Raw genomic sequence first — 18,101 nt, 5'->3', positions numbered from 1 at the left:
GATGCGGGCGCCCGTGACGGCGGAGAGCACCGGCGCGCAGGCCGGCAGCGAACGGCAGGCTGACCCGGAGATCGCCGTCGTTGTCCCCACCTACCGCCAGCCCGCCCTGCTGGCGGAAGCCGTCGCCTCCGTCCTCGCCCAGCGTGGGTTGCGCCGGATTGCCACTGTGGTGGTCGATGACGGCTGCCCGATGCCGGAGACGCGGGAGACGGCGCTGCGACTGGCACGCACCCATCCCGGCCGGGTCCATGTTCTGCGCCGAGCCAATGGCGGACTCTCCGCCGCGCGCAACACCGGGATCGGCTTCGTGCTCCAGGCATGGCCAGGTTGTAAAGCCTTGTTCCTGCTTGATTCTGATAACCGTCTTGGACCGCGGCTGATCGAGCGCGCGGCGGCGCTGTTGGAACAGTCCGGTCCAGAAACGGGGTGGGTGTATCCGGATTTCGACTTCTTCGGCGTCCCCGAGCACGCCTCGGCCGCGGGCGACCACTCCCGCTTCATGCACTTGCTGGAGAATACGAGCGACGCCGGAAGCCTTGTCGCCCGCCGGGTGTTCGAGGCCGGGCTGCGCTTTGACGAGACGATGCGCGAGGGCTTTGAGGACTGGGACTTCTGGCTTCGCGCTGCCGGGGCCGGATTCCGTGGACGCCACCTTCCCATGGCCGGTTTCCGCTACCGCCGCCGTGCCGGTGGCATGCGGCAGGACGCCGAGCGGCGGCGGGTGGCCATCCTGGCCGGCATGCGCGGCCGGATGAAAGCGATGCTCGACCCCCGCCGGCTACTCGCGCTCGAGGCCGCCGAGCTACCTCGCCTCCTGCTGCACCGCACGGGGATGGACATCGCCGAGCCCGTGCTGGACCCGATGCGGGTCGTTCACCCTGCCCTGCCGCGTGAGGCGGGCCGGCGCCTCGTGGTCGAGTCCAGCCGCCATCCTCAGGCCGTTCACGCACCCCCCTTCCTTCTTTTCGCCTCGGACGAGGCGCTCGACGCGCTGGCTGCGGGCAAGCTGCTGCACAACACCTTGTGGCAGGCCGAAATCCTGCTGCGCCAGGCGGATTGCGTGGCTGTGTCCCTCGCTTCCGATGCTTCGGAGCCGGGCCGGCTCTCCCTGGCCCGCGCCGAAGGTCCGGTGCCCGAGGACGCTGCCCTTCTGCTGTTCCGCACGACTGCGTGGCAGGACTCCGCCAGCTTGGGCGCGGCCTTCGGGGCCACCACGCGCCGGACCGCGACGCTCCAGCTGACGCTTTCTCTTTCTGGCCAGCCGCCAGCAGTCCTGCCCGAGGCGATAGCAGAATACGCCGCCCTGGCCGAGGTTTTCGCGACCCGCCACACCGAGTATGGCGAGTGGCGGGGCGACTGGCGCCGCCCCCGCGCCCGCGCCCATCAGGGCTATGCCGAGTTGATCGGCGCCGGCGCGGTCCTGCCCTGGCTGGCGCCAGAGGAGGGCCGCGACATCGCGATGGCCGTCCCAATCTTCGAAATGGGAGGGGTCGAGCGGGTCATCACCAATTACGCCGTGGCCCTGCGCGAGCATGGATGGCGGCCGCATCTCGTCGTGACAGGTGCGGACAGTGCGCGACTGCCGCCAGACGCGCTGGCCGCTTTCGAGACCGTCCAGTTCCCCCAGCGCGGTGGGATCGAGGGAGCGGATCCCGATCTCGCCCATCTCGGCGCCCCAATGCCCGGCGTGACAGAGTCCCGGGACGCCCTCGGCCAGCTCGCGCCGATGCACGCGATGCTCGCCACCCATGCCCAGGGCGCCCATGCCCTGGCCGGGGCGCTGCGGGCGCTGGGCACAACGACGATCGCCGGCCTGCATGTGATCGAGCGCGACGCGGCTGGCGCCCCGCTCGGCAACCCGCACGCGCTGCTGGCGCATGAGGCTGCCTATGACGCCGTGGCGGTGGTCTCGCGCGGGTTGCGGGACTGGTGCGTCGCCCAGGGCATCCCGGCTTCCAAGGTCCTTCACATCCCGAACGGACCCGGCCATGCCGCGGAGCCCGGTGCCGCACGGGCGTCGATGGCGGAACGCGCCCGGCGGCAGGGTCCGCTCCGCGCGCTGTTCATCGGTCGGCTCGACCCCCAGAAGGGGATCGAGCGGCTTCGCGACATCGTGGCCCTTACCCCTGGCCTGACCTGGCGCGCCGCCGGCCGCGCGGTGCTGGACCGGGCACCCGAGCCGATCCCCGGCCTCGAGATCGAGCCGCCCGTCGATGCGACAGGGCTCGATGCCCTGCTCGCCTGGGCCGATGTCCTTGTCCTGCCCTCTCGCTTCGAGGGCTCTCCCCTGACCATCCCCGAGGCGCAGCGCCTGGGCTGCGTGCCCCTCGTGACGGGCACCGGCGCGGTGGCGGAGATGATCACGGACGGGGTGGACGGGTTCGTCATCCCCGCCCGGCCTTCCGGCCGCGACGATCCCGCAGTCGTCACTGCCTTTGCCGCTCGTCTGTCCGCGCTCGACGCCGATCGCGCAAGGCTGCGGGCGCTTGCCGCAGCAGCCGCTGCCCGTGCCGCCGCCCTGCCGGGCTGGGTCGTCCGGATGGCCCCCCTCATCGACCGCCTCGACCAGAACAAGGTGTCCGCCCCGTGACCCCTCGCACCGATCCCACCCTGCTCCCGCGCCTGGCCAGCGGTCTTCCGATCGTGCTGGTGGCGGAAGGGGTGATGGACCCCTCCCCCCTGTCGGTGCCGGGTTTGGAGGCCTGGGTGGTCTCCACCCGCGGCGGGGCCACCCTGATCCATCCGTTTGGAACCCGTGCGCCGGAGCCGGAGGCGGCGGTCGCGCTGGAGACGCCGCCGATGGGAGCGGTTGCGCTTGTCGCAAGCGAGCGGCTCCGCGTCGCGCCGCTCAGCCGTTGGTGGGCGGAGGCGTCGGGCCTGCCTGCGCCGCCCTTCCTGCTCGCCGCGACCGGCCACGCCGCCCTGCCCGGCCTCCTGGCCCTGCTCGCCGAGGCGCTGGCGGAGGCCCGGACGCGCGAGGCCGTGCCCGCGGGTGCCCTGACCGCGGCACGGGAGGAGATGGAGGAAACCCGCGAGTCGATGGCGGACACCGCCCGCTTCCTCGCCCACCGTCCGCCCGCTGCGCCGCGGCTGGTTCTGTCAGGTGAGGCTGGGGAAGCCGCGCCGATCTCCGGCGCGTGGCGGCACCAACTCGGCACCGGGCTCGCGGGGCTGGCGGCCATCGCCATCCACCTTGTCGGACCGGCCAGCGGCACGGGGCTGCTTCGAATCCGGCTGATCGGCGCCGAGAGCGACCGGGTGGTCGGGTCCTGGGCGATCCCTGCCACCGAGCTCGCCCCGGGCTGGCTCACACTCGACCTGCCGACGCCGCTCGGCCCGGTGCGCGAGACCGCCATGCTGGAGGTCATCCCCGAAGGCGAATCGCTCCCTGCCCTGTCCCGCGACGCGCGCTGGGCAGGGCCGGAAGGCGAGCATCCCGTCGCGTTGCGGGCCTGGGCCGGCGCCCCGGGCAGCCGGTACCTGGTGCCTGCCCACTGGCTGCCCGAGGAGGTCGGCCTTACCCTACCCGCGCCCGAAATCCCCCTCGCCCTTCCTGCGGAGAGTTGGGAGGCCGCCCGTTCGCTGGAGGGCGGGGTTGATCCGGTGGCGCTCGGGGACGAAGCCCAGCGTCCGCTGCTGCGCGCGGCGGCTGGCGGTAGGGCATTGGTGCTGCTGCCTCATCTTCACGCGCCAGGTCTCGATCGTCTCCGCATCACCTTCGCCGCCGGCACCGGCCGGGGCGCCTCCGTCGGAGCCTGGGTCCATCCCGTGGACGCCGAGCTGACAGATGCCGATGCGCTGGACCGCCCCGCCCCTGGCTTCGCCCGAACGGGATGGCGCGATCTGCCAGAGGAGGGAATCGAGCTCACCCTGCCGCTGTCGGCCCGTCTCTCCGGCCGGGCAAGCCTCGTTATCGGCCTTCGTGCTGGAGATAAGGACGCGGTGGTGGAGGTCGCCGGCGTGACCCTTTCCGCGGTTGGACCGGGACAAGCGTTGCCGGCTCCGGCCGTGCCCGAGGCTGCCGTCGGCAATCCCGCGCCGGCCCAGTCGAAACGCGGAGCTCCTTCCGGCTCGCCCGCATCCTCCGCTCCGCCGAGCCCGGCCGCGCCATCGGCCGCTCCGGCGGTACTACGGCAGACCTCAGAAGGAACGGCGCCGTCCGCCGAACCGGTGGGCGGGGCGCCCGCTCCGGTTAAGAACCCCGGTGAGGGTCAATCCGCAATGCCGGCGGTACCTGACCTCTCGCCAGCCGCGCCCGACATGCCAGCGGCATCTGAGCCGGCGCGCGAGCCTAACCCGCCGGCCGGCGCAGCCCCTGCAGCTCCGGTCCAGTCGCTTCCGACCGCACCTATCCGGATGGCGGTGCCAATTCCTCCAATCCGGCCTGCGCCGCCGCGGGCCACACCGGTCCCGCCCGCGCAGACACCGGCAAGCCCGGTGGACGCCCCGACCGTGAGTGCTCCGCCGCGCACTCCGGCAGCAGCCATTCCGCCGACGATGCCGCGCGTTCCTGTTGCGCCCTCGCTGCCGTTGCCACCGATGCCGCGCCCTCTCGGCTCACCTGTACCGGCCACTCCGGCCGGGCCCGCGGCGTCGGCGGTCGCTCCCGCTTCATCCCCGGCTATGTCCCCGGCCGCGGCGCAGCGGCCGGCGGCACCTCCTCCGCGCGCGGCGCCCAGCAATGCAGCGCCCGGCCGCGCGCCCGCCCGCTACGAGACCGTCCGCCTGCACCAGCACCTGCCCGGCGAATCCTACCGGCATATCGACATGACGGTGGCCAGCCTCGCCCAAGGTCCCACCCGCTGGGCCTCCGTCCGAGTGAAGCTGGCGAGCAAGGATGGTGAGCCGCGGCTGGAATTCCGTCAGGCGGCGGGCTGGCCGCACATGTTCAGGGACTGGCTTGGCCGGGGCAGTGACAAGTTCGGGCCCTTTCTCCGGATCACCTTGCCCGAACTCCGCGATTTCCTGGATTCCATCACGGACGAGCGGGATGCCGCGATGATGCAGGCGCTGCTCGCCGTGCTGCCGCAGGCTGCCGAAGAGGCCAGCCGCCAGGCCGGCCTTTCGGTCACGGACACCGGGGAGTGGGCGGAGGGCGCGCGGATGCTACAGGAGAAAGGCACTCCGGCCGCCTGAGGCGGCGGGAGCGGCGGGGCCGTTCTGGTCAGACCCGCTCGATCACCATGGCGATGCCCTGGCCGACGCCGATGCACATGGTGCAGAGCGCATAGCGTCCGCCGCGGCGGTGCAATTCATGCACCGCTGTCTGCACCAGCCGCGCGCCGCTCATTCCCAACGGGTGGCCGAGAGCGATGGCACCGCCATTCGGGTTCACGTGCTCCGCGTCATCCGGCAGGCCGAGGTCGCGCGTCACCGCCAACGCCTGGGCGGCGAAGGCCTCGTTCAATTCGATCACGTCCATGTCGGAGAGCGTCAGCCCAGCTTTTTCCAGCACCTTGCGGGTGGCCGGCGCGGGGCCGAAGCCCATGATGCGGGCAGGCACGCCTGCGGTGGCCATCGCCACCACGCGGGCGCGCGGGGTGAGGTTCTGGCGGCGCGCCATGGCCTCGTCGGCCAGGATAATGGCGCAAGCACCGTCATTCACGCCCGAAGCATTGCCGGCGGTTACGGTGCCGCCCTCCTTGCGGAACGGGGTGGACAACTTGGCGAGCGCATCGGCGGTGGTGTCGGGGCGCAGGTGCTCGTCGGCCGAGAACACCACCGGGTCGCCCTTTCGGCGAGGGATGATGACCGGGACGATCTCCTCGGCGAAGCGGCCAGCCTTCTGGGCGGCGGCGGCGCGCTGCTGACTGCGGAGCGCGAAGGCGTCCTGGTCGGCGCGGTTCACCTGGAAGTCCTGCGCCACGTTCTCCGCCGTCTCCGGCATGGAATCCGTGCCGTGCTCCTTCTTCATGAGTGGGTTCACGAAACGCCAGCCGATGGTGGTGTCGTAGATCTCGGCAACGCGGCCGAAGGCCTCCGTGCTCTTGCCCTGCACGAAGGGGGCGCGCGTCATGCTCTCGACGCCGCCGGCCAGCATGAAGGAGGCCTCGCCCGCCTTGATGGCGCGCGCCGCGATGCCGACCGCATCCATGCCGGAGCCGCAGAGGCGGTTCACCGTGCTGCCGCCGATCGTCTCGGGCAGGCCGGCCAGCAGGAGCGCCATGCGGGCGACGTTGCGGTTGTCCTCACCGGCCTGGTTGGCGCAACCGAAGACGACGTCATCCAGCGCGGCCCAGTCCACGCCCTCGTTGCGCGCCATCAGCGCCTTCAGCGGCACCGCGCCCAGGTCGTCGGTGCGCACGGCGGCGAGCCCGCCGGCATAGCGCCCGATCGCGGTACGGGCGGCGTCGCAGATGAAGGCCTCGGCCATGGCGTCCTCCGGTGGGCTTGGTCCGATGGGCAGGAAGCGCATCCAGGCCCTTCCAGCAAGAGGGTACTGACGCGGTGGTGCGCCTCCCGGCCGGTGAATCGCTGCTGCGGGCGCTAGCCCGCCGCGGCGCGCCTCAGCTGGCGGGCCAGCAGCTGGACCTGGACGTCCAGCGCCGTACGCAACCGCCGGACAGCCTCAGCCACAACAACTTCAGGGCCGGGCGCCGAGGCAGCGGGAACAGCCATGCCACCGCCGTGCTCGGTGGCGCGTCCGGGCGGGCGGGTCGCTGCTTCAGCTGGGGCGAGAGGGTGCGAGGCGCTGTCCATGGGCGCACTATGTTGCGAGCAGTCTGAATGGGCCCTTAATGACAGGACTTCCACAGACGATGACCACCCTTCCACGAACCCGTCACGCCGCTGTAGTCTAAACGTAACACGGGGCCGCTAACCCCGGGCGACCTCTGATTCCAGGGAAGGACACCTCTCCATGCGGCGACGCACACTTGCCTCCGGCGCTCTCGCGCTGGCCCTTGCTTCCGGCTGGCTCCCAGCCGCGGCCCAGGCGCCCGCTTCCAGCCAGCCTGTCGAGATCCAGTTCTGGCACGGCCTCGGCCAGCCCGCGGGCGGCCAGCTCGAGCAGATCGTGGCGGACTTCAACGCCAGCCAGCAGCAGTACCGCGTCATCCCCTCCTTCCGCGGCAGTTATGCCGAGACGGTGGTCGCCGCCATCGCTGCATTCCGCGCCAGCACCGCGCCCCACATCGTGCAGATGTTCGAGGTCGGCACCGGCACAATGATGTCGGCCGGCCGCGCGGTGAAGCCGCTGCACGAGATTATCGCCGAGAGCGGGGTCGCGATCGACACGCGCGACTTCATCGGCCCCGTCGCCGGCTATTACAGCACCGCCGACGGCCGGATGATGGCCCTGCCCTTCAACAGCAGCACGGCGATCACCTTCTACAACAAGGACATGTTCCAGCGCGCGGGCCTTGATCCCAACAGCTTCCCGGCCACCTGGGAAGGCGTTGAACAGGCCATGCAGAAGCTTAAGGCGGCTGGCATTGCCTGCCCGATGACCACCTCCTGGCCGAGCTGGCTCATGGTCGAGGAGCTGCTCGCCATCCATGACGTCCCGCTTGCCAGCCGCGCCAACGGCTTCGAGGGGCTCAACACCGAGCTGAACCTGACCAACCCCTTGATGACCAAGCACCTGGAAAACCTGGTGCGCTGGCAGCGCGAGGGCCTGTTCCGCTACGGCGGCCGCGACGCGACGGCCGACCCCCAGTTCTCGGCCGGCGAATGCGCGATCCAGTTCGGCTCCTCCGGCCTGCGAGGCCGCATTGAGCGCGAGGCGCGGTTCGGGTGGGGCGCGGCCATGCTGCCCTATTACGAGGGGACTACGCCCCGGAACTCCATCATCGGCGGCGCTGCGCTGTGGACGATGAACCGCGGCCCGAATGCTCAGCGCAGCGCGCAGGAGCTGCGTGGCGTGGCGGAGTTCTTCCGCTACATCACCAGCGCCCCCGTAATGGCAAAGTGGCACCAGGACACGGGTTACGTCCCCGTTACCCGCGCCGCTTATGAGCTGAGCCGGACCCAGCAATTCTACGCGAAGAACCCGGGCGCCGACGTGCCGATCGAGCAGATGCTGCGCGGCGGCGAGCCCACCCCGAACAGCCGCGGCATCCGCCTCGGCGGCTTCATCGAGATCCGCGGAATCATCCAGGAGGAGATGGAGCGGGCCTTCCAGGGCGGGCAGACGGCGCAGCAGGCGCTGCAGAACGCCAATACCCGCGGAAACCAGGTGCTGCGGAACTTCGAGCGCACCAACCGCAACAACTGACGATCGTGAGCCGGGCGGGGATGATCCCCGCTCGGATGCCTGAAGGGCGCCATGCAGAAAAAAGTCATCTTTCGCGGGCGCCTTCTGCCCATTGCCCTGCTGCTGCCGCAGCTGATCGTCACATTCGTATTCTTCTTCTGGCCTGCGGGCGCGGCCATCTACCAGTCGCTGCTGCGGGAGGACGCCTTCGGCCTTTCCCGCGAGTTCGTCGGCCTCGAGAACTTCCGCGAAGTACTGTCCGACCCGACTTGGCTGAATGCCGCCCTCAACAGCGTCATCTTCTCCGGCCTCGTCGCCGGCATCGCCCTCGGGCTCGCCCTCTTCCTCGCAGTGCAGGCGGACAAGTCGCTTCGCGGCGCCACGGTTTATCGCAGCCTGCTGATCTGGCCCTATGCGGTCGCGCCCGCCGTCGCCGCCGTGCTCTGGCTGTTCCTGTTCCAGCCGCAGGTCGGGATGATCGGGCGCGCGCTTAACGCACTTGGGGTGGGCTGGGACTACCGGCTGAACGGTACCCACGCGATGATCCTCGTCGTCATCGCCGCCGCCTGGAAGCAGGTGGCCTACAACTTCATCTTCTTCCTCGCCGGGCTGCAATCCATCCCAGCCAGCGTGCTGGAAGCCGCGGCCATCGATGGCGCGCGCCCCGCCCGGCGTTTCTGGACAATTATCTTCCCGCTGCTGTCGCCCACCACTTTCTTCCTGCTCGTGGTGAACCTGACCTACGCCTTCTTCGAGACCTTCGGCATCATCCACGCCCTCACCAATGGCGGGCCGGCCAAGGCGACGGAGACGCTGATCTACAAGGTTTACCAGGACGGGGTTGAGAATCTGAACCTCGGCAGCTCCTCGGCGCAGAGTGTGATCCTGATGATCATCGTGGTCGCGCTCACGGCCATCCAGTTCCGCGCCGTCGAGAAGAAGGTGCACTACTGATGGAGGCCGCCACCCTCGCGCCCGCAGCCACTGCCCTGCCCGAGCCGATCAGGGACGACGCGCTGCTGCGTGCAACGCGCCGGCGCAATCTTATTTCCCGCATCATCGCGCATGCCGCGCTGCTGGTTGGCGTGCTCATCGTCGCCTTCCCGATCTGGATGACGCTGGTCGGCTCCACCCATGATGCCGGTACGATCGGGCGGGGCGACGTGCCGCTGCTGCCCGGCACCCATGCAGTGGAGAACTTCGCGACGGCCTGGAACGAGGGCGGCGGCCGGTCCCGCACCACCCCCGCCTCCGTCATGCTGCGGAACAGCCTAATCATGGCGGTGCTAGTGGCGATCGGGAAAATCGCGATCTCCATCCTCTCCGCTTACGCCGTGGTGTTCTTCCGCTTTCCCGGTCGCATGGCCGCCTTCTGGGCCATTTTCATCACTCTGATGCTGCCGGTGGAGGTACGGATCATCCCGACCTTCCAGGTGATCGTGGACCTCAACCTCGGCAACACCTGGGCCGGGCTGGTGATCCCGCTCATCGCATCGGCGACGGCGACGCTGCTGTTCCGTCAGTTCTTCCTCACCATCCCCGACGAATTCGTGGAAGCGGCGAAGATCGACGGCGCGGGGCCGCTGCGCTTCCTCAAGGATGTCGTGCTGCCACTGTCACTGACCAACATTGCGGCGCTCTTTGTCATCCTCTTCATATATGGCTGGAATCAGTATCTCTGGCCGCTGCTCATCATTAACGACCGCTCTATGGAGACCATCGTCGTCGGCCTGTCCAAGATGATCGGCCGCGGCGACTCCCAGAACGAGTGGAACACCATCATGGCCACCGCCGTGCTGGCCCTGCTCCCCCCAGTACTGGTGGTGGTGTTGATGCAGCGCTGGTTCGTCCGCGGCCTGACCGAGACCGAGAAGTAACGCCCCATGGCAACTCTTTCCCTCCGCGACGTCAGGAAGTCCTTCAACGCCACCCAGGTGCTGCATGGCATCGACCTCGAGGTGCATGACGGGGAGCTGGTGGTGATCGTCGGCGCCTCGGGCTGCGGCAAGTCCACCTTGCTGCGCATCGTGGCGGGGCTGGAGACGCCCACCTCCGGCCAGGTGATCATCAGCAACCGCGACGTAACGGGCCTCGAGCCCGCCGATCGCGACATCGCCATGGTGTTTCAGAACTACGCGCTCTACCCGCACATGTCGGTCTTCGGGAATATGGCCTACGGGCTGAAGATCCGCGGCCTGCCGAAGCCCGAGATCGAGCGCCGGGTGCGGAACGCGGCGGGCATCCTTGGCATCGAGCCGTTGCTGGAGCGCAAGCCGAAGCAGCTCTCGGGCGGCCAGCGGCAGCGCGTGGCAATGGGCCGCGCCATCGTGCGCGAACCGGCGCTGTTCCTGTTCGATGAGCCGCTCTCCAACCTCGATGCGAAGCTGCGCGTGCAGATGCGGGCCGAGATCCGGCGTCTCCAGCGCCGCCTCGGCGTCACCTCACTCTTCGTCACCCACGATCAGGTTGAGGCAATGACGCTGGGTGATCGGCTAGTGGTCATGAACGCCGGCCGCCCCGCCCAGGTGGCGCCGCCGATGGAGATCTTCTCCCGCCCGGCTGACACCTATGTCGCCGGCTTCATTGGCAGCCCCGCGATGAACTTCATCCCGGCTACCCTCATGGCCGGCGGCACCGCGGCGCGGATGGAGGCCGGGGCGGAGATCCGCTTCGCCGATGGCCCGCGCACCGGGCCCGAGGGCATGCCCCTCACCCTCGGCCTCCGCCCTGAGCATGTGCGGCCCGGCGACGGACCGGGCTCCATCCCCCTCGCCGTCGAGTTGATTGAGCCACTGGGGTCGGAGACGGTGGTGCATGGGCGCGACCCCGCCGGCATGGCCGTGACGGCCCGGCTGCCTGGCGCCTTCTCCGGCGCCACCCTGCCTGTGCATCTCGACCCGACGCATCTCCATGTCTTCGACGCGGCATCCGGCCGGCGGCTGGATTCCTGAGGCGGCCGCGGCGCCCCCTTCCGGCGGCCGCCCTGGCCCGCTACCCATCGGGGTGATGGACGCCCGGCCCGACGAGACCCTCGCCCCCCTCCCGATGCAGCGGGATGCCGACCGGCTCTGGCATGCCGGCCGGTTTGCGGAGGCGGCGCGGCTTTATGCCGATGCAGCGGCCCAGGCGCCTGAACCGACCCCGCTGCTGCTCTGGCAGGGCCACGCGCTTCGCGCCGCCGGCGAGCCCGAGGCGGCTCTCGACGCCTATTCCCGCGCCGCGGCGGAGTCGCCCGCGGATCCCGCGCCCCACCGCCATCGCGGCGACGCCCTTCGGCTGATGGGCCGCAGCGAGGACGCACTGCGCGCCTATGCGATGGCGGTGGCGCTCGAGATCGGCGCGACCGGGGGCACCGAGGCCGAGGCCGCCATCCAGGCCCTGGATGCGGCAAGTCCCGCCGTGCCCGAGCCACCGCTTCCCCCGACCGCCCCTGTCCGCGAGCCGCAGCCCGCAGCAGTGGAAGCACCAGTTCGGGCCAAGGCTCCCTCCCCGCCGCCCGCTGCGCGACCGCCTGCGCGCCACGCCACCGTCCTCGCCCCGCCGCTGCGGCCGCGTATCGCCATGCTCCGCGCCGGCGGGGCCACAACGGCGCGTATGGCACCCGGCGGCGGCGCTGCCATCGCCTTCGATGTGAGCGATCTGCTCCTCCATTTTGGGAACAGGCGCACCCTCACCGGTATCCAGCGGGTCCAGGCCAGCATCCTGGGCGCCGCCCTCGGTAGCGGACAGGACGCCGTCTATGTCGTCTTCGACCGGAACCGCGCCGCTTGGCGCGCCGTCGCGCCCGATGCCCTCGCGCGGCTTCTTGCCATCTCCGGGGCCGGTGCCGACCCCACGGAGCCTGCCTGGACGGCGGCGCGCGACGCGGTGCAGGACATGGCCGCGGGCGGGCCGCTCCACGCGTTTCAGGATGGCGCCACGCTGATCAATCTCGGCAATTCCTGGGGCATCCCGGAGTATTTTCGCGGCCTGCGCTCCGCACAGCGTGCGACGGGGCTGCACTACGTCCCCTTCCTGCACGACTGCGTTCCGCTGGTGATGCCGGAGCACTGCGTGCGCACCCTCGTCGAGGATTATGCGCGCTGGTTCTCCTCGCTCGGCATCCATGCGCGAGGCGTGCTCTGCAACTCCGAATGCACCCGCACGGACGGACGCCGGTTCCTGGAAGCGCTGCTGCCCGGCCTCGACGTGCCGATGGCGGTGATCCCGCTGGATGCGGACCCACGGGGCAACGCTGCCCCAGATCCTCAAGCCCTGGAGGGCACGCGGGCGCCGCGTCCGCCCGAGCCCTACATCCTCTTCGTCGCCACCATTGAGAGCCGGAAGGACCATCTGACGGTCTTCCGCGCCATGCTCGCCCTGCTGCGCCGGCACGGACCATCGCGCATCCCGCGCCTGGTCTGCGTCGGCGCGATGGGCTGGCACGCCGAGGCCGCGATGAACCTGCTGGAGGGCAGCCCCGAGCTCTCCGCTCATGTGGTGCTACTGCACGACGTGTCGGACGGCGCGCTCGCGGCGCTTTATCGGGACTGCCTCTTCACAATCTACAACTCGCATTACGAGGGCTGGGGACTGCCGGTTACGGAAAGCCTCGCCTGGGGAAAAGTGCCGGTGCTGCCGCGTCACTCCGCCCTGCTGGAATCCAGCGAGGGCGTGGCCGTGATGGTCGATCCGCAGAGCGAGGCCGACATGGCAGCCGCCATCGAGCGCCTTCTCTTCGAGCCCGACGCGCTGACAGTGGCGGAGGCCGCGGTCGCCGCGCTTGGCCCGCGTCGACGGTGGGAGCAGGTGCTCGCGCAGGTGCTTCACGCCGTGCATGGCTTCTCCGGGGCCGAGGCGCCTGGCATTGCCGATCGCCTGTCCTTCCCGCTCGGCCACCGTCTGCCGCTGCGCCGTGCCGATTCCACTCGGCCGGATCTCGCTGCGGCGCTGGCGGATTCGGTGCGCGACGGCCCGGGCTGGCGGCCCCCGGAGGATTGGGGGGCGGCACTGGACGGCGGCCCGGCCCGTCTCCGTCTGCCCTTGCCGCCCGGCACCTCTGGACTGCTGCGGCTGCATCTGGAGATGCGAGCGGAAGGCGGCCGCTCGATCCAATTGGCCCTGTTCGCGGATTCTGCGCCGGCGGGTGCAGCCAGCATCCCCGACCCGCCCGCGGGAGACTTCGCCGCAGCCATCCCAGTCGACGTCGCGGAGGGCACGGCGGTGCTGGAACTGGAACTGGATGCCCCCTCGGGCACCGGGCTGCGCGGCCTTATGCTGTGCCGGGACGACGACCTGCTGGCGCGCCTCGACTTCCTCGAAGGCCAGCGGCTTCCCCCGGTTCGGGCTGGCTAAACCGCCGCAATTACAGCCAGAGATTGCTGGAGTGTTAACGGGCGAACCGGCGAGGCTGGGTTATGCTCGCCACCGCCCCTCGCCATCCCTTCGGCCGGTTAACCCGGGATTTACGCCTCTCGGGCACGATCCTGCGCATGATCAGCACGAACTCCCTCGCCGCTTTCACGCAGGATGTCTCCCGCGCGGCCGGCATCGGTGAGGTCCGCCCGGTGCGCTCCACCCAGGGACAGGGCGCCGGGGCCGCCCCGTCCCTCGGCGGTCAACGGACCCTGGAGTCGGTGCCCGCCGCCCCGGCTTCTCCGCTGCCGCGCGGGTCGCTGCTCGACCTTCGCGTCTGAGCCGGTACCGCCGGTCTCACCTCGTGCCGCAGGTGCGCCGGAGGGGTTGTGACGAAAGGGAACGGCCCTCATGCTCCCCCCATGGCCGGGAATTTCGACAGGATACGCCATGAAGGCGACGACCAGGACCGGCTGACCTGCCGGGACTGCGGGTTCATCGCCTATGAGAACCCCAAGGTCGTCGTCGGTTCCGTCGTTTCGGTTCCCGCGGCGGGGGACGGCGCCGTCCTTCTCTGCCGCCGCGCGATCGAACCGCGGCGGGGCTTCTGGACCCTACCGGCCGGCTATCTCGAGATGGGCGAGACAGTGGAAGAGGGCGCCCGGCGCGAGGCCTGGGAGGAAGCCCGGGCCCGGATCGAGACCCAGGGCGTGCTCGCCGTCTATTCCATCGCCCGGCTCGGCCAGGTGCAGGTCATGTTCCGGGCTCAACTCGACCCCCCGGAGTTCGCTGCCGGACCCGAGAGCCTGGATGTCCGCGCCTTCCCATGGAATGAAATTCCGTGGGACGAGCTCGCCTTCCCGACCGTTCGCTGGGCGTTGCATGCTTGGCGGGAGGGTGCCGGCCATCCCGGCCCCGCCGCTCTTAACCCGCCCGAGGACACGAGGGGAACACGCCCCTTGCCCGGGCCCGTCCTGGCGGAGGATGCCGGATGATCGCGAACCTTGCCCTCTCGGTGTTTCTGCTCGGCACTGCCCCGGCACCCGATGGCCCTGCCCCGTTCCATCTCGTGCAAGAAGGCGCCCCGGCGGCCGAACCGCCCGCGGCCACGCCGCCGGCTGCCACCCGCCGCGCGCCGCGCCGCCCGGTTCGCCGGCGTGCTGCCCGACGCGCGCCGCCGCCGCCCGTGGCCGAGGCTCCGCTTCCTGACATAATCCCGGCGCCCGCGCCGCAAGTTGAGGTCGCGCCGATGCCGAACCGCTCCATAGAGGCGCCGCGGGGGCCTGTGGCCCCGCAGACCACCCAGGTTCGCCCCGACCTGATCCGCCCACGCACCCTGCCGGATGCCCGGAACCAGCTCGACAACGAGTATGCGCGGGACCGCGACAACCTGTTCCGGGAGCCCGCGGCGGGCGCCCGGATGCAGATTCCCTTCTCCTACTGACCCCTCAACCGCGCTGGGCGCGGCCGGGCGTCCAAACGTCGTCCGGCGTGGCCCAGAGCGCCTGGTCGCGCAGGCCCCTCGCCAGCGCCTCGGCGATGGCGGCCAGGATCCGCTCGCCCTTCTCGGCCGTGGCCGCGCGCGGGTCGCCGCGCACGCCGGTGCCGGGGGCGCGCTCAGCGAACGACCAGAAGCGCTGAAAGGCGCTGCCGCCCACCGAGGGGCCGCCATTCGACAGCGCGTCGGCCACCTTGTCCTTGCGAACCTGATCGGGGTCGAGCGCCAGCCAAAGGCTCGTCTCGGCCTCGCAGGCATGCTGGGTGGCCGTCTGGGCTTCCAGGATCTCGGCGATGCTGCCTGCGGCGGCCTGGTGCACGGTGGTGGCCACCACGGGAATGCCCATCTCGGCTCCCAGCTCGCGCGCGATCACGGCGAGTGGCTCGATATTGCCGCCGTGGGAGTTCACCAGGAACAGCTTGCGGAAGCCGCAGGCCAGGATCGACTTCGCCACGCAGGCGATCACGGCCTGCATCGTCTTGAAGTCGAGGCTGATGGTGCCGCCGAAGGGCAGGTGATGCTCGCTGATGCCTTGCCACATGGGCGGCAGCACAAGGGCGGGCGCGTCCTCGGTCACCAGCTCGGCCGCGCGGATACAGGATGCGTGGCCGATGAGGCTGTCGGTCCAGACCGGCAGATGCGGGCCGTGCTGCTCCAGCGCCGCGACGGGAAGGATGACCACGGCGTCGCGCGCGGCCCATTCCTTGATCTCGGGCGCCGTCAGGCGTTCCCAGCGAACTTCACGCATCAGGAGAGCCCCACCAGCGAGCGGGCATAGTCCCGCGCCTCGAAGGGCCGCAGGTCGGCAGCGGTCTCGCCCACCCCCACGGCATGCACAGGGAGGCCGAACTCCTCAGCCAGCGCGACGACGACGCCGCCCTTGGCCGAACCGTCCAGCTTCGTCACCACAAGCCCGGTCACATCCACCATTTCGCGGAACACCTTGCACTGCTGCACGGCATTCTGGCCGGTGGTGGCGTCCAGCACCAGCAGGACGGCATGGGGCACCTCGCTGTCCAGCTTGCGGAGGACGCGCACCACCTTGCGCAGCTCCTCCATCAGCCCGGCCTTGTTGTGCAGCCGGCCCGCGGTGTCGATGAGCAGGATGTCGGCGCCCTCGGAACGGGCACGCTGCAGGGCGTCATGCGCCAGGCCGGCAGCATCCGCACCTTCCTTGCTGGGTGCGACCACAGTGCTGCCGGTGCGCTCGCCCCAGATCTGCAGCTGCTCCACGGCGGCGGCGCGGAAGGTGTCGCCGGCGGCCATCATCACGCTCCGGCCCTCGGCCCGAAAGTTCTGCGCCAGCTTGGCGATGGTGGTCGTCTTACCCGTGCCGTTCACGCCAACCACGAGCACGACATAGGGCTTCTTCCCCCAATCCGGCCGAAGCGGTTGGGCGACGGGGGCGAGGATAGCCGCGATCTCCTCGGCCAACGCCGCCTTCACCTCGTCCTCGCCAACCTCCTTGCCGAAGCGGGTGCGGCGGAAGCCCGCGACGATGCGCTGGGCGGCAGGCAGGCCGAGATCGGCCGTGATCAACGTCTCCTCCAGCTCCTCCAAGGCCGCATCGTCGAGGCGGCGCTTACGGAACAGGCCCGTGAGGTTCTCGGTCAGCCGCGCGGTCGAGCGGGACAGGCCGGCCTTGAGACGAGAGAAGAAACCGCCCGCGGGCTCCGCCCCGGCGGTCTCCGGCTCCGACTCGCCAGCATCCGGCTCAGGGGCGGGCGGCACGGGCGGAAGGTCCGCCTCACGTGCCGCCGGCGCCGGGGCCGGATCCTGGAAGCGGCTGAACAGGCTGGAGGCCAGACCGGACAGGCCCGTGCCGGGAGCCGCTGGCGCGGGCTCCTCCGGCAGCTGGGGCATCGCCGGCCTCGGCGCCCGGGGGAACTCGCCTTCCAGCGATGGAAGGGGCGCCGGGGCGGGCATGGTGAGACCCGGCACGCCCGAGACCGGCGGCAGCAGGTGGTCCGGCTGCAGCGCCTCAATCGCGGGAGGCGAGGCGGGCGGATCGCCAATGCCGGGCTCGGGTTCCGGGCTGTCCGGCATGGGATCCGGCTCGCGCATGGGCGCGGGCGGCGCCTCGGGCGGCGGGGCTATGGTGGGCGCGTCCGGCTCGCGCGCGGGCGGGGGCGCCTCGGGCTCAGGTGTGGCGGCGCGGCCGGTCAGCCGCCCCCAGAGATCCTTCAGCGCCATTCCTGTTCCTTCCCGGAGGCTCGCCTCACGCCCGAATCATTGGGGGTAGGCGTCGAGATCGATCATGCCCGTGAACGCCTGGGCGGTCGGGCCGGCCATCAGCACATGCCCGTCATCGCGCCACTGGATCCGAAGATCGCCACCAGGCAGCGAGACCGTCGCCTCCCGCACGGAGAGGCCGCGGCGAGCGGCATTCACCAGCGCGGCGCAGGCGCCGGAGCCGCAGGCCAGGGTCAGCCCCGCGCCGCGTTCCCAGACGACAAGGCGCAGATGGTCGGGCGCCAGCACCTGTACGAAGCCGATATTGGCGCGCTGGGGGAACAGCGGATCATGCTCCAGCGCCGGGCCGATACGGGCCATGTCCAGCGCGTCCAGATCCGGGACGAAGAAGGTGGCGTGGGGGTTTCCCATGGAGAGCGCGGCGGGATCGGAGACGCCATCGGCCAGGAGGGGCAGGTGCAGCGTGTCCATCTCCCGCACCAGCGGCACATCCTGCCAATCCAGGCGGGCGGGGCCCATATCCACGCGGATAGTGCCGTCCGGCAGGCGCTCGGCGGGCAGCAGGCCAGCGATGGTGCGGATGCGAAGCGCGCCCTTGCCGGATTCCGCCATGGCCAGCTCGGCCACGCAGCGCGTGGCGTTGCCGCAGGCGCCGGCCTCGGTACCATCGGGGTTGCGGATGCGCATGAACACCTCCGCGCCGTCAGTCCCAGGCTCCATGACAATGAACTGGTCGCAGCCGATGCCCTGGCGGCGGTCCGCGATTGCGGCGGCGCGAGCAGGGGTGATGGGCAGTGGCGCCTGGCGCGCGTCGAGCACGACGAAGTCGTTGCCAAGGCCATGCATCTTACGGAAGGGGATGATCATCGCGCTGCCGATATA

At 70.6% G+C, this 18,101-nt stretch carries 14 protein-coding genes; 10 read left to right on the top strand and 4 right to left on the bottom strand.

All coding sequences use genetic code 11. The annotated features are described in order from the left end of the window. Window position 1 precedes the first annotated feature (1 nt). Window positions 2-2,590, top strand: a complete 2,589-nt coding sequence (locus tag ACVBD7_RS06735) for a glycosyltransferase (RefSeq protein WP_458096723.1) — start codon at window positions 2-4, stop codon at window positions 2,588-2,590. Continuing rightward, on the top strand, window positions 2,587-5,136 hold the full coding sequence (locus ACVBD7_RS06730; protein WP_458096722.1) for a DUF6212 domain-containing protein: 2,550 nt from the start codon (window positions 2,587-2,589) through the stop codon (window positions 5,134-5,136). Before ACVBD7_RS06735 ends, ACVBD7_RS06730 begins: the two co-directional genes overlap by 4 nt. Before the next feature lie 28 nt (window positions 5,137-5,164). On the opposite strand, the gene pcaF is transcribed toward ACVBD7_RS06730, so the two are convergent. Continuing rightward, the gene (gene pcaF, locus ACVBD7_RS06725) at window positions 5,165-6,373 is read right to left on the bottom strand and encodes a 3-oxoadipyl-CoA thiolase (protein WP_458097652.1); all 1,209 of its coding nucleotides are present in this window, start codon (window positions 6,371-6,373) and stop codon (window positions 5,165-5,167) included. Window positions 6,374-6,859: 486 nt separating this feature from the next. Here pcaF and ugpB point away from each other — a divergent pair, with 486 nt between their 5' ends. From ugpB to ACVBD7_RS06685, 8 genes are all read left to right on the top strand, one after another. Beyond that, window positions 6,860-8,215 carry a sn-glycerol-3-phosphate ABC transporter substrate-binding protein UgpB gene (gene ugpB, locus ACVBD7_RS06720; protein WP_458096721.1) on the top strand — a complete coding sequence of 452 codons (1,356 nt, stop codon included), beginning with the start codon at window positions 6,860-6,862 and terminating at the stop codon, window positions 8,213-8,215. Between the two features lie 51 nt (window positions 8,216-8,266). After that, a complete protein-coding gene (gene ugpA, locus ACVBD7_RS06715; RefSeq protein WP_458096720.1) occupies window positions 8,267-9,148 on the top strand; it encodes a sn-glycerol-3-phosphate ABC transporter permease UgpA in 882 nt (293 codons plus the stop codon). Further along, complete coding sequence (gene ugpE, locus ACVBD7_RS06710) at window positions 9,148-10,071, top strand: sn-glycerol-3-phosphate ABC transporter permease UgpE (protein ID WP_458096719.1); 924 nt, start codon at window positions 9,148-9,150, stop codon at window positions 10,069-10,071. The genes ugpA and ugpE overlap by 1 nt, the downstream gene beginning before the upstream one ends. Before the next feature lie 6 nt (window positions 10,072-10,077). Further along, entirely contained in the window at window positions 10,078-11,145 is a 1,068-nt protein-coding gene (ugpC, locus tag ACVBD7_RS06705) for a sn-glycerol-3-phosphate ABC transporter ATP-binding protein UgpC (RefSeq protein WP_458096718.1), read from the top strand. 55 nt (window positions 11,146-11,200) lie between these two features. Then, complete coding sequence (locus ACVBD7_RS06700) at window positions 11,201-13,528, top strand: glycosyltransferase (RefSeq protein ID WP_458096717.1); 2,328 nt, start codon at window positions 11,201-11,203, stop codon at window positions 13,526-13,528. Window positions 13,529-13,665: 137 nt separating this feature from the next. Next, window positions 13,666-13,869 (top strand): hypothetical protein, encoded by a 204-nt coding sequence (locus tag ACVBD7_RS06695; RefSeq protein ID WP_458096716.1) that lies wholly within the window; start codon window positions 13,666-13,668, stop codon window positions 13,867-13,869. 81 nt (window positions 13,870-13,950) lie between these two features. After that, the gene (locus ACVBD7_RS06690; protein ID WP_458096715.1) at window positions 13,951-14,523 is read left to right on the top strand and encodes an NUDIX hydrolase; all 573 of its coding nucleotides are present in this window, start codon (window positions 13,951-13,953) and stop codon (window positions 14,521-14,523) included. After that, the gene (locus ACVBD7_RS06685; RefSeq protein WP_458096714.1) at window positions 14,520-14,972 is read left to right on the top strand and encodes a hypothetical protein; all 453 of its coding nucleotides are present in this window, start codon (window positions 14,520-14,522) and stop codon (window positions 14,970-14,972) included. Before ACVBD7_RS06690 ends, ACVBD7_RS06685 begins: the two co-directional genes overlap by 4 nt. Window positions 14,973-14,976: 4 nt before the next feature. On the opposite strand, the gene ACVBD7_RS06680 is transcribed toward ACVBD7_RS06685, so the two are convergent. The 3 genes from ACVBD7_RS06680 to dapF form a co-directional block, all read right to left on the bottom strand. After that, window positions 14,977-15,774, bottom strand: a complete 798-nt coding sequence (locus ACVBD7_RS06680; RefSeq protein ID WP_458096713.1) for a creatininase family protein — start codon at window positions 15,772-15,774, stop codon at window positions 14,977-14,979. Beyond that, window positions 15,774-16,661 (bottom strand): signal recognition particle-docking protein FtsY, encoded by an 888-nt coding sequence (ftsY, locus tag ACVBD7_RS06675; protein ID WP_458097651.1) that lies wholly within the window; start codon window positions 16,659-16,661, stop codon window positions 15,774-15,776. Before ftsY ends, ACVBD7_RS06680 begins: the two co-directional genes overlap by 1 nt. A 594-nt stretch (window positions 16,662-17,255) precedes the next feature. After that, complete coding sequence (dapF, locus tag ACVBD7_RS06670; RefSeq protein ID WP_458097650.1) at window positions 17,256-18,086, bottom strand: diaminopimelate epimerase; 831 nt, start codon at window positions 18,084-18,086, stop codon at window positions 17,256-17,258. Window positions 18,087-18,101: the final 15 nt, after the last annotated feature.

The sequence above is a fragment of the Roseomonas sp. WA12 genome (assembly GCF_054165765.1).
The sequence above is the reverse complement of the archived record's forward strand: the minus strand, read 5'-3'. Positions and strand labels throughout refer to the sequence as shown.